8 protein-coding genes and 4 pseudogenes are annotated in these 11909 nt (G+C 71.0%); 2 read left to right on the forward strand and 10 right to left on the reverse strand.

The annotated features are described in order from the left end of the window. The coding region (locus IH13_RS0115510) for an MBL fold metallo-hydrolase (RefSeq protein WP_031084809.1) at nucleotides 1-560 on the reverse strand (560 nt) is incomplete at its 3' end. A gap of 149 nt (nucleotides 561-709) precedes the next feature. On the opposite strand from IH13_RS0115510, the gene IH13_RS0115515 reads away from it, so the two are divergent. Further along, complete coding sequence (locus tag IH13_RS0115515; protein ID WP_031084811.1) at nucleotides 710-1495, forward strand: peptidylprolyl isomerase; 786 nt, start codon at nucleotides 710-712, stop codon at nucleotides 1493-1495. 189 nt (nucleotides 1496-1684) lie between these two features. Continuing rightward, nucleotides 1685-2914 (forward strand): DUF349 domain-containing protein, encoded by a 1230-nt coding sequence (locus IH13_RS0115520; RefSeq protein ID WP_031084813.1) that lies wholly within the window; start codon nucleotides 1685-1687, stop codon nucleotides 2912-2914. A gap of 162 nt (nucleotides 2915-3076) precedes the next feature. Here IH13_RS0115520 and IH13_RS0115525 read toward each other — a convergent pair whose 3' ends face one another. From IH13_RS0115525 to IH13_RS0115560, 9 genes and pseudogenes are all read right to left on the reverse strand, one after another. Beyond that, complete coding sequence (locus tag IH13_RS0115525) at nucleotides 3077-5707, reverse strand: RelA/SpoT family protein (RefSeq protein WP_031084814.1); 2631 nt, start codon at nucleotides 5705-5707, stop codon at nucleotides 3077-3079. Nucleotides 5708-5854: 147 nt separating this feature from the next. After that, entirely contained in the window at nucleotides 5855-6412 is a 558-nt protein-coding gene (locus tag IH13_RS0115530; RefSeq protein ID WP_031084816.1) for an adenine phosphoribosyltransferase, read from the reverse strand. Then, on the reverse strand, nucleotides 6409-7497 hold the full coding sequence (gene secF, locus IH13_RS44625) for a protein translocase subunit SecF (protein ID WP_031084818.1): 1089 nt from the start codon (nucleotides 7495-7497) through the stop codon (nucleotides 6409-6411). Before secF ends, IH13_RS0115530 begins: the two co-directional genes overlap by 4 nt. A 1-nt stretch (nucleotide 7498) precedes the next feature. Beyond that, nucleotides 7499-9216 (reverse strand): annotated as a pseudogene (gene secD / locus IH13_RS44630) (protein translocase subunit SecD). Between the two features lie 146 nt (nucleotides 9217-9362). Next, a complete protein-coding gene (yajC, locus tag IH13_RS0115545; RefSeq protein WP_031084820.1) occupies nucleotides 9363-9827 on the reverse strand; it encodes a preprotein translocase subunit YajC in 465 nt (154 codons plus the stop codon). Nucleotides 9828-9995: 168 nt separating this feature from the next. After that, nucleotides 9996-11081, reverse strand: a complete 1086-nt coding sequence (gene ruvB, locus IH13_RS0115550) for a Holliday junction branch migration DNA helicase RuvB (protein WP_031084822.1) — start codon at nucleotides 11079-11081, stop codon at nucleotides 9996-9998. Between the two features lie 77 nt (nucleotides 11082-11158). Further along, nucleotides 11159-11246: pseudogene (locus IH13_RS44635) on the reverse strand (Holliday junction branch migration protein RuvA); the annotation flags it as partial. A gap of 2 nt (nucleotides 11247-11248) precedes the next feature. After that, nucleotides 11249-11773, reverse strand: a pseudogene (gene ruvA, locus IH13_RS37580) (Holliday junction branch migration protein RuvA); the annotation flags it as partial. Then, nucleotides 11770-11909 (reverse strand): annotated as a pseudogene (locus IH13_RS0115560) (crossover junction endodeoxyribonuclease RuvC); the annotation flags it as partial. The pseudogenes ruvA and IH13_RS0115560, both read right to left, overlap by 4 nt.

Raw genomic sequence — 11909 nt, forward strand, 5'->3', positions numbered from 1 at the left:
CGGGCCAGCGACTCGAGCAGCTCGGCGTGGTCGCCGCCGGGCAGGTCGGTGCGTCCGACGGAGCCGGCGAAGAGCAGATCGCCCGAGAAGAGGACCTGCGGTACGTCCGCGGCCTCGGGCATCCGGTACGTCACCGACCCCTTCGTATGGCCGGGCGCGTGCGCGACGCCGAACTCCATACCCGCCAGCTCCAGGACCGCGCCGTTCTCCAGCTCGCGGACGTCGTCCGGTTCGCCCACGGTGAGCTCGCCCATGAGCGGCATACCGATGGAGCGGCCGATCCCCTTCTCCGGGTCGCTCATCATGAAGCGGTCCTCGGGGTGGATCCAGGCGGGGACGTCATGGGCGCCGCACACCGGGACGACCGAGGCGACGTGGTCGATGTGGCCGTGCGTGAGGACGACGGCGACGGGCTTGAGCCGATGCTTCTTCAGCGCTTCCTCGACGCCCTGGGCGGCCTGGTGGCCCGGGTCGATGATCACGCACTCCTCGCCTGCGGCGGGGGCGACCAGGTAGCAGTTGGTCCCCCAGGCCCCGGCGGGGAACCCGGCAATCAGCACGTTCGTCCTTAGTGTTCGTCCGACGGAGGCGGCCGCGGAGAGCGATGCGGCAGACCAGAAGCCTACCGGCGCTCCTCATTCCACAGCTAACCCATATACCGTACGGGGCAATCCAGGCCCGATCACACGACGTACAAGGAGACCAACCGGTGGTCAGCAGCGATCAGCGGCGGCGGCAGCTCGCCCGCGAGAAGTTCCAGCGGCAGCAGCAGCGCCGGGAGGAGGCGCGCCGCAGGACCAGGCGTCTGACCGCGGTCATCGCGGCGTCGGTGGCCGTGGTCGCGGTCATCGGCGTGGGCGCGTACCTCACGGTCGGCGGCGACGACGACGCCAAGGACGTCGCCGACCCGGCGGCGAGCCCGAGCGCGAGCCCGTCGCCGACCCCGAGCAGCGAGCCCGAGCCGGCGATGGCGATCGACAAGAAGGCGACGTACACGATGTCGCTCAAGACGAGCCAGGGCGACATCGGGATCGAGATGGACGCGGCGAAGACCCCGCACACCACCAACTCCTTCAAGTCGCTCGCGGACAAGGGCTTCTTCGACGGCACGAAGTGTCACCGGCTGACCACGGAGGGCCTCTACGTGCTGCAGTGCGGCGATCCGCAGGGTGACGGGACGGGTGGTCCCGGCTACACGATCCCGGACGAGAACCTCACCGCGCTCGGCAAGGCGGGCGACAACGGTGCGGTGACGTACCCGGCGGGCGCGGTCGCGATGGCCAACACCGGCCAGCCCGATTCCGGCGGCAGCCAGTTCTTCCTGGTGTACAAGGACACCGAACTCCCGCCTTCCTACACGCCGTTCGGCACCATGGACGCCGCGGGGCTGAAGGCCGTCAAGAAGATCGCGGAGGCGGGGGCCGAGGGCGGTGCCCCCGACGGTGCGCCGAAGAAGGCGGTCACGGTCGAGAAGGCCACCGTCGCCAAGTCCTGACCGCTGGGCACCGGTCGGCCCGGACGGCCCCGGCCCGGGCCGGATGAATTCGGCCGCGCTGAGTGCGGACAGCCGGGCGGCCGGTCGCCTAGATTGGCGTTGTGCAGGGCGGGCGCTGCCCGCCCCAGGAAACTGTGGACGATGCCAGGGGGGCGAACCCCCTCGCGGGCATCAGGTGGAGGAGGCGCTGTGAGCAGCGACCCGTGGGGCCGTGTCGACGAGACGGGCACCGTGTACGTGCGTACAGCCGACGGCGAGAAGGTCGTCGGATCGTGGCAGGCCGGTTCCCCCGAGGAGGCACTGGCCTATTTCGAGCGCAAGTACGAGGGCTTGGTGGTCGAGATCGGCCTCCTCGAACGTCGGGTGAAGACCACCGACCTGTCGGCGAAGGACGCGAACGCGGCGATCGACCACCTGCGTCAGCAGGTGGACGAGCACCACGCCGTCGGCGATCTCGCCGCGCTCGGCGAGCGGTTGGACGCGCTCGTCGCGACGGTCGACTCGCGGCGCGAGGAGCGCAAGGCCCAGAAGGCGAAGCAGACCGACGAGGCCCGCCGGGCCAAGGAGGCGCTCGTCACCGAGGCGGAGGAGCTGGCGCAGAGCGAGCAGTGGCGTTCGGCGGGTGAGCGTCTGCGGGCGCTGGTCGACACCTGGAAGGGGCTGCCGCGGCTGGACCGCAAGTCGGACGACGAGCTGTGGCACCGCTTCTCGCACGCGCGTTCCGCCTTCTCCAAGCGCCGCAAGGCGCACTTCGCTTCGCTGGACGCCCAGCGCGAGGAGGCCCGCCAGGCCAAGGAGAAGCTGGTCGCCGAGGCCGAGTCGCTGTCCGGGTCGACGGACTGGGGTGCCACGGCCGCGCGTTACCGCGACCTGATGACCGAGTGGAAGGCCGCCGGCCGCGCCCAGCGCGAGGCCGAGGACGATCTGTGGAACCGTTTCCGCGGGGCGCAGGACGTGTTCTTCGCGGCGCGCAGCGGGGTCTTCGCGGAGCGCGACGCGGAGCAGGGCGAGAACCTCAAGCTGAAGGAGGAGCTCGCCGCCGAGGCCGAGAAGCTGGTGCCGGTGACGGATCTGAAGGCGGCCCGGGCCGCGTTCCGTTCGGTCAACGAGCGCTGGGAGGCCATCGGTCACGTGCCGCGTGACGCCCGTCCGAAGGTCGAGGGCCGGCTGCACGCGGTGGAGCGGGCGCTCAAGGAGGCCGAGGAGGCCGAGTGGCGCCGGACCAACCCGGAGGCGCGTGCGCGCGCCGAGGGGCTGACCGGTCAGCTGCAGGCGGCGGTCGACAAGCTGCGGGGGCAGATCGACACGGCGCGGGCGTCGGGCAACAACGCGCGGGCCGACAAGCTCTCCCGTGAGTTGGAGGGCCGGCAGGCGCTGCTGGACCAGGCGCTGAAGGGCCTGGAGGAGTTCGGCGGCTGACCCNNCGAAGCACCTCGGCCACGTCCTGAAGGCCGTACGGGGCGTGGAGGGCGTCTACGACGTGTACCGGGTGACCTCGGCCCGGCGCCCGTAGGACACGGGACAGACAAAGGGGCTGCGGTACGCGATCGCGTACCGCAGCCCCTTTGTCTGTCCCGTGTCCTACGGGCGCCGGGCCGAGGTCACCCGGTACACGTCGTAGACGCCCTCCACGCCCCGTACGGCCTTCAGGACGTGGCCGAGGTGCTTCGGGTCGCCCATCTCGAAGGTGAAGCGCGAGGTGGCCACCCGGTCGCGGGACGTCTGGACGGCGGCCGACAGGATGTTCACGTGCTGGTCGGACAGGACCCGGGTGACGTCCGAGAGCAGCCGGGAGCGGTCCAGCGCCTCCACCTGGATGGCGACGAGGAAGACCGAGGACTGGGTGGGCGCCCACTCGACGTCGAGGATCCGCTCCGGCTGCTGCGAGAGGGAGTCCACGTTGACGCAGTCCGCGCGGTGCACGGAGACCCCGCTGCCGCGGGTGACGAACCCGATGATCGGGTCGCCCGGGACGGGCGTGCAGCAGCGGGCCAGTTTGACCCAGACGTCCTCGACGCCCTTGACGACCACTCCCGGGTCCGCCTTGGCGCGGCGCTTGCCCCGGCCGTGCGAGGGCGGCGAGCTCTCCGCCAGGTCCTCGTTGGCCGCGTCCTCGCCGCCGAGCGCCTGGACGAGCTTCTGGACGACACCGGCCGCCGCGACGTGCCCCTCGCCGATCGCCGCGTACAGCGACGAGATGTCGGGGTAGCGCATCTCGTGGGCCAGGGTGACCAGGGAGTCGCCGGTCAGGATCCGCTGGATCGGCAGGTTCTGCTTGCGCATGGCCCGCGCGATGGCGTCCTTGCCCTGCTCGATCGCCTCGTCGCGGCGCTCCTTGGAGAACCACGCCCGGATCTTGTTGCGTGCCCGGGGCGACTTGACGAACTGGAGCCAGTCGCGGGAGGGCCCGGCACCGGCCGCCTTGGAGGTGAAGACCTCCACGAGGTCGCCGTTGTCGAGGGTCGACTCCAGCGGCACGAGCCGGCCGTTGACGCGGGCCCCTATGGTCCGGTGGCCGACCTCGGTGTGGACGGCGTAGGCGAAGTCGACGGGGGTGGCGCCTGCGGGCAGCGCTATCACGTCGCCCTTCGGCGTGAAGACGAAGACCTCGTTGCGCGAGAGGTCGAAGCGCAGGGACTCCAGGAACTCGCTGGGGTCCTCGGTCTCCTTCTGCCAGTCCAGGAGCTGGCGCAGCCACGCCATGTCGTTGACGGTGTCCTGGCCCCGGCCGCCGCCGGTGTTCCTGGGCACGTCGGTGCGCACCTTGGAGGCGCCCGCGACGGCCTCCTGCTTGTACTTCCAGTGCGCGGCGATGCCGTACTCGGCGCGGCGGTGCATGTCGAAGGTGCGGATCTGGAGCTCGACGGGCTTGCCGCTGGGGCCGATCACCGTGGTGTGCAGCGACTGGTACATGTTGAACTTGGGCATCGCGATGTAGTCCTTGAACCGCCCCGGCACCGGATTCCACCGGGCGTGGACGGTGCCGAGCGCCGCGTAGCAGTCGCGGACGGTGTCGACGAGGACGCGGATGCCCACCAGGTCGTAGATCTCGGCGAAGTCCCTGCCCCGCACGATCATCTTCTGGTAGACGCTGTAGTAGTGCTTGGGCCGGCCGGTGACGGTGGCCTTGATGCGGGCGGCGCGCAGGTCGGACTGGACCTCGTCGGTCACTATGGCAAGGTACTCGTCGCGCTTGGGCGCGCGCTCGGCGACGAGACGGACGATCTCGTCGTACATCTTGGGGTAGAGGATCGCGAAGGCGAGGTCCTCCAGCTCCCACTTGATGGTGTTCATGCCCAGGCGGTGGGCGAGCGGCGCGTAGATCTCCAGGGTCTCGCGGGCCTTCTTCTCCTGCTTCTCCCGCTTGAGGTAGCGCATGGTGCGCATGTTGTGCAGCCGGTCGGCGAGCTTGATGACCAGGACCCGGGGGTCCTTGGCCATGGCGACGACCATCTTGCGCACGGTCTCCGCCTGGGCGGCCTCGCCGAACTTCACCTTGTCGAGCTTGGTGACGCCGTCGACCAGCAGCGCGACCTGGTCGCCGAAGTCCTTGCGCAGGGTCTCCAGGCCGTACTCGGTGTCCTCGACGGTGTCGTGGAGGAGGCCGGCCATCAGGGTCGCCGGGTCCATGCCGAGCTCGGCGAGGATCGTGGTGACGGCGAGCGGGTGCGTGATGTACGGATCGCCGCTCTTGCGCTTCTGCCCGCGGTGCCAGCGCTCGGCGACCTGGTAGGCCCGCTCGATCTGGCGGAGGGTGGAGTTCTCGATCTTGGGGTCGTTGCCGCGGACGGTGCGCAGCAGCGGTTCCAGGACCGGGTTGTACGGGCTGGAGCGCTGGACGCCGAGGCGGGCCAGCCGGGCCCGGACGCGGCTGGAGGAGCCGCCGGAGCGTACGGCCGGAGCGGGGGCCGGGGGCGGCGGCTTCGGGGCGGACGACTTCGGCGCCACCGCCGGCAGGCCGGGCTGGGCCGTCGGGGCGGGGGGCGGGGTGGCCGGGGCGGGCGCCGGAGGCTTGGGGCCCGCGGTGGCGCTCTCCGGGGCCGCGGCGCCCTGGGCGTCGGCCTCCGGGGTGGAGGTCTCCCCGAGCGCCTGGGCCGGGCCGTCCACGGGCTCGCGCGCGCCGGAGCCGCCCGCGGGGGCGGAGCGCGCCTTCTCGGGCGTGGCGGGGCAAGAGCGCTCCTCGTGCGGATCCGGGCTACCCGGAGAGCCCATGGTATCGATCCCCCGGCCGGTCCTCGCCCGGGGACGGTGGGAGGCCGGATCCCCTGACAACGCGGAACGGGCACCCGGGTGTTCCCGGGTGCCCGTCCTGGGCGTCTCCACACCGTGCCGTCGGCCGCGCGGCCGACGGCACGGGGATCAGAGCGTGATCACGGCCTCCAGCGGGGCGCCCGCCAGCCCGGCCTCCAGGCGGCCCCGCCCGCCCAGGAAGCCGAGCTCCATGAGGACCGACACCCCGGCGACCTGGGCCCCGGCCCGCCGGATCAGCTCCAGCGACGCCTTGGCGGTGCCCCCGGTGGCCAGGACGTCGTCGATGACCATGACCCGGTCCTCGGCGGACAGGTCCTCCGCGTGGATCTCGACCTCGGCGGTGCCGTACTCCAGCTCGTACGCCTGCCCGAGGGTCGCCCCGGGGAGCTTCCCGGCCTTGCGGACGGGCACGAAGCCGAGGCCGGCCCGTACGGCGACCGGGGCCGCCAGGATGAAGCCGCGCGCCTCCAGGCCGACGACCTTCGTGGCGCCGTACCGGGTGCACAGCTCCGCGAAGAGGCCGGTGAGCGCGCCGAAGGCGACCGGGTCCGCCAGGAGCGGGGTGATGTCCTTGAACAGCACGCCCGGCTTCGGGTAGTCCGGTACGTCCCGGATCCTGCTGAGCAGGAGTTCCCGGGTCGCTTCGGTGGTGGTGACGCTGCTCATCGGCGGTTCCCCTGGGTCCGGCCGCGCTGGCCGACGACGGCACCGGCGGTCTCCGTCGTCTCGTCGGGGTCCTGGGCGTCGTCCCGCTCGTCCTCGGCGCTCTCGCCCTTGGCCGCGGCGGCGGCCCGCTTGGCGAGGATCCGCTTCTTCAGCGCCTTCATCTGCGGGTCGCGTTCCTTCAGGTCGGCGACCAGCGGGGTGGCGATGAAGATCGAGGAGTAGGCGCCGGCGGCGAGACCGACGAAGAGCGACAGCGAGATGTCGTTCAGCATGCCCGCGCCGAGCACACCGCCCCCGATGAACAGCAGGCCGGCGACCGGCAGCAGGGCCACGACGGTGGTGTTGATCGAGCGCACCAGCGTGCCGTTGATGGAGCGGTTGGCGATCTCGCTGTAGGTCCAGCGGGTCTGCTTGGTGATCCCGACCGTGCTCTCCTTGAGGCTGTCGAAGACCACGACGGTGTCGTACAGGGAGTAACCGAGGATCGTCAGCAGACCGATCACCGTGCCCGGGGTGACCTCGAAGCCGACCAGGGCGTAGACGCCGACCGTGATGGTGATGTCGTGGATCAGCGCGACGAGGGCCGCGATGGCCATGCGCCACTCGAAGGCGATCGCCAGGTAGACGACGACGAGGACCATGAAGATCCCGAGGCCGGTCCACGCCTTGTTGGCGATCTGCTCACCCCAGCTGGGGCCGACCAGGTCCGCGTTGATCTTCGACTCGGGGATGCCCAGGTCGTCGGAGAGCTGCGTCTTGACCTCGTTGGCCGTGGCGGTGTCGACCTCCGTGATCTGGATGCGCATGTTGCCGTCGCCCAGCTGCTGGACGATGGCCTCGTGGCCGGAGGCCTCGACCGCGCTCTCGTGGGCCTGGGAGAGGGAGATCTTGGGCTTCTCGTCGGTCGTGAAGACCGCGCCGCCCTTGAACTCGATCCCCATGTTGAGGCCGCTGACCGCCAGGCCGACGATGGCCGTGATGGTGATCAGGATCGAGACGCCGTACCAGATCTTGCGGTTGCCGATGAAGTCGTAGCCGACCTCGCCTCGGTAGAGCCGGGCGCCGAGATTGCCGAGTCGCGACATCTCACGCCTCCTTCGGGTGGTCGATGGGGGCGTTGACACGGCGTGAGCGCCGCAGCGGGGGTGACCGCTCGAGAAGAACTTCGTCCGGCCCATCATCGTGAGGACGGGCTTGGTGAAGAAGAACACCACGACGACGTCGAGCAGCGTGGTCAGGCCGAGCGTGAACGCGAATCCCTGGACCTTGCCGACGGTGACCAGGAAGAGCACCGCGGCGGCGAGGAAGGACACGAAGTCGGAGACCAGGATCGTGCGGCGGGCACGCGGCCAGCCCCGCTCGATCGCCGGGCGCAGGGTGCGGCCCTCGCGGATCTCGTCCCGCACGCGTTCGAAGTACACGATGAAGGAGTCCGCGGTGATACCGATCGCCACGATCGCTCCGCAGACCGCGGGCAGGTTCAGGGCGAAGCCGATGGCCGGGCCGAGCAGCGCCATGATCGTGTAGGACAGCACACCGGAGACACCGAGGCTGAGGAGCGCGATGAACGCGAGACCGCGGTAGTAGGCGACCAGGTAGATCACGACCAGGGCCAGGCCGATGGCGCCGGCGATGAGACCGGCCCGCAGCTGGTCACCGCCGAGGGCCGCGCTGACGGTGGTGACGCTCTGCTCCTGGAAGGAGAGCGGCAACGCGCCGTACGAGAGGATGTTGGCCAGGTTCTCGGCGGACTGCTGGTTGAAGCTGCCGGAGATCTCGGCGCTGCCGCTGAGGGTCTCGTTCACCTGGGGCGCGGAGACGACCTCACCGTCGAGGGAGATCGCGAACTGATTCTGCGGGGCCTGCTGGGCGGACAGCTTCTTGGTGATCGTCTGGAACTTCTTGGAGCCCTTGTCGGTGAACTCCATGGAGACGAGCCAGATACCGCGCTGCTGGTCGAACTGCGCCTTCGCGTCGTCGACGTCCGTACCGGAGACCTCGGCCGGGCCGAGGAGGTACTTGGCGTCGCCTTCGGAGCTGCACGCGACCGTGGAGTCCTCGGGCTTGACGCCGTCACCGGCCGTCGCACGGGCGGCCGGGTCGGAGCAGTCGAGCTCCGTGAACTTCTTCTCCAGTGCCGCCGTCGCCGCGTCGGGCGTCTCGGTCGCGGCGGGGGTCTCGTCCGTCTTCCCGCCGTCGGAGGCGCCGGGGGTCGGTGTGGCGTCCTTCGTCAGCGCGCCGGTGACGGCGCGGCCCTGGGTGGTGGCGCTCGCCGAGGGCTCGGCATCGGGACCGGAGGCCGTCCCGCCCGCGCTCGCCTCGGCGCTGGGCGTCGCGTCCGGCTTCTTGGAGCCGCTCGCGGAAGGGCTCTGGGACCCGGTGGGCGTCGGTGCTCCGTCGGTGACCGTGAGCACGGGCCGGAAGTACAGCTGAGCTGTCGTACCGACCTGTTCCTGGGCCTGTTTGGAGTTCGTCCCCTTGGGAATGTTGACGATGATGTTGCGATCGCCCTGGGTCTGAACCTCCGCCTCGGAGACGCCCAGACCATTGACACGGCGTTCGATGATGCTGACCGCGGTGTCCATGTTGGTCTTGTTGATGGCGTTCGGCTTACCCGGCTGGTTCTTGGCCTGGAGCGTGATCGAGGTCCCGCCCGCCAGGTCGATGCCGAGCCGAGGCGTTTTGTGGCCCGACAGGAACATCCCGCCGGTGAGCGCGACCATGGCGATCAGGATGAGAGCCAGGGCGCGCCCCGGCCTGCTCTGACCGCCGGCGCGCCCTTTGCCCTTCTTCGGTGCTGCCACCTTCTCGTTTCTCCCTGTCCGACCGCCTCGGGCCGGGTTAGCGCCCGAGCGGCCATGAAGTGGTGTGGGGACCCCGCCCCGCAGAGGACCGCACGGCCCGAAAGGCGCCGGACACCCGTGGGTGCCCGGCGCCCTGGACCGTGGAACTACTTGGTGTCGCCCTCGCCGTCGGCCTTGGCGTCCTTGGCCTCGACCTCCTCGGGGGCGGCGTCGCCCTCGGCCTTCTTGCCGAGGTCGATCTTGGCGTCGTCCTCGCCGTCCGCCTGTCCGCCGGTGAGGGAGGAGGCGTCGTCGGGCACGACCGTGCCCTCCAGGCTCAGGTCCTCGTCGTCACCGTGGACGATGCGGTTGTACTCCGCGTCGTCGAGCACCGCGCCGATGGCGTTCTTCGCGTAGACGGCGTGGACGCCGGGCGCCACCTCGAGGAGGACCGTGTCCTGCTGGATCTCCTTGACGGTGGCGTACATGCCTCCGATCGTGCGGACACCGGTGCCGGGCTGCATGTCGTCGCGCATCTGCGCGGCCGCCTGCTGCTTCTTCTTGGCGGACCGGGTCATCAGGAACATGGCCCCGATGAGCACGATGAAGGGGAGGAGGGTCACGATACTCACGGGACGGTACTTCCTTCGCACGACCGCGCTGCAATGCGGCCTGGACTACGGGGGTGGGTACACCGGCCCTCTGTACGGGCGGCATCGGCGGAGTCTAAGCGAGTCCGCATCATTGGAACAACGCCCAGCATGACACCCTGGTTCCCCTTCGGGAAAACCTGTGACGCATCACGCCCCGAAGAGGCCCTGTTGTCCCTTTGCGCCGTGCTGCGGCGGTACGAGTCCCAGATGGGCCCACGCCGCGGGGGTGGCGACCCGGCCGCGCGGCGTCCTGGCCAGCAGTCCTTCGCGTACGAGGAAGGGTTCGGCGACCTCCTCGACCGTCTCGCGTTCCTCCCCCACCGCGACCGCGAGGGTGGACAGGCCGACCGGGCCGCCGCCGAAGAGCTTCAGCAGGGCTTCGAGGACCGCGCGGTCCAGCCGGTCCAGGCCCCGCTCGTCGACCTCGTAGACCCGCAGGGCGGCGGCCGCGATCTCCCGGTCCACGCGGCCCTCGGCCTTGACCTGGGCGTAGTCGCGGACCCGGCGCAGCAGCCGGTTGGCGATGCGGGGCGTGCCGCGGGAGCGTCCGGCGATCTCCGCGGCACCGTCGGTGTCTATGGCCACGTCGAGGAGACCGGCCGAGCGGTGGACGACGCGTTCCAGCTCGGTGGGGGCGTAGAACTCCATGTGGGCGGTGAAGCCGAAGCGGTCGCGCAGCGGGGGCGGCAGCAGCCCGGCCCTGGTGGTGGCGCCGACGAGGGTGAACGGCGGGAGTTCCAGCGGGATGGCGGTGGCTCCGGGGCCCTTGCCGACGATGACGTCGACCCGGAAGTCCTCCATCGCCATGTAGAGCATCTCCTCGGCGGGGCGGGACATGCGGTGGATCTCGTCCAGGAAGAGCACCTCGCCCTCCTGGAGGGAGGAGAGGATCGCGGCGAGGTCTCCGGCGTGCTGGATGGCGGGGCCGGAGGTGATCCTGATCGGGGCGTTCATCTCGGCGGCGATGATCATGGACAGGGTGGTCTTGCCGAGGCCGGGGGCGCCGGAGAGCAGGACGTGGTCGGCGGTGGCGCCGCGGGCCAGGGCGGCCTTGAGGACCAGGTCGAGCTGTTCGCGGACCTTCTCCTGGCCGATGAACTCGTGCAGGTCCTTCGGGCGCAGGGCGGCCTCGACCGCGGTGTCCTCGCCGTCGGCGCCGGCGTCGACCAGGCGGTCCTGGAGCCGCTCGTCGGTGAGGTCGCCGGTGTCGGGCCCGGTCTCGTCCCAGTTCATCTCGTGTCCCGCCTCGGGTGTTTCGGTGCCCGGCCGTGCGGTGTCCCGGCCGGTGTACGGGGCCTCGGGCCCCCGGGTCAGCGTGCTCGGTTGAGGGTCTGCAGCGCGGCGCGCAGCAGCTGCGGCACGGGCGGCTGTGCGCCGCCGGCGACGGCGGCCTCGGCCNNGGCCACCGCCTCGTCGGCCTCGCGGGTGGCGTAGCCGAGGCCGATCAGGGCGGCCTGGAGCTGGTCGCGCCAGGAGGAGCTGACGGCCGCGCCGGCCCCCTGCTGTCCGATGTGCGCGCCGACCGGTTCACCGAGCCGGTCCTTGAGCTCCAGGAGAAGCTTCTGGGCGCCCTTCTTGCCGATACCGGACACGGCGGTGAGCGCCTTCTCGTCACCGGTGGCGACGGCCATGCGCAGGGCGTCGGGGCTGTGGGTGGCGAGCATGGCCTGGGCGAGCCGGGGGCCGACGCCGCTGGCGGTCTGGAGCAGTTCGAAGACCTGCCGCTCGTCGTCGTCGGCGAAGCCGTAGAGCGTGAGGGAGTCCTCCCGCACGACGAGGGAGGTGGCGAGCCTGGCCTCCCGGCCGGTCCGCAGGCCGGCGAGCGTGCCGGGCGTGCACTGGACGGCCATGCCGATGCCGCCGACCTCGACCACGGCCGTGTTCGGGGTGAGGGCGGCCACCGGGCCGGAGACGAAGGCGATCATGCGGTGCGGCCTTTCAGCGTGCGGTGTGCGGCGACGGCCTGCTGCAGTCGGTTCTGCGCGGGGGCGCGCCAGATGTGGCAGATGGCGAGGGCGAGCGCGTCGGCGGCGTCGGCCGGCCGCGGCGGGGCGTCGAGCC

The organism is Streptomyces sp. NRRL WC-3549 (genome assembly GCF_000721935.1).
In the GTDB taxonomy this organism is placed as follows: Bacteria; Actinomycetota; Actinomycetes; order Streptomycetales; family Streptomycetaceae; genus Streptomyces.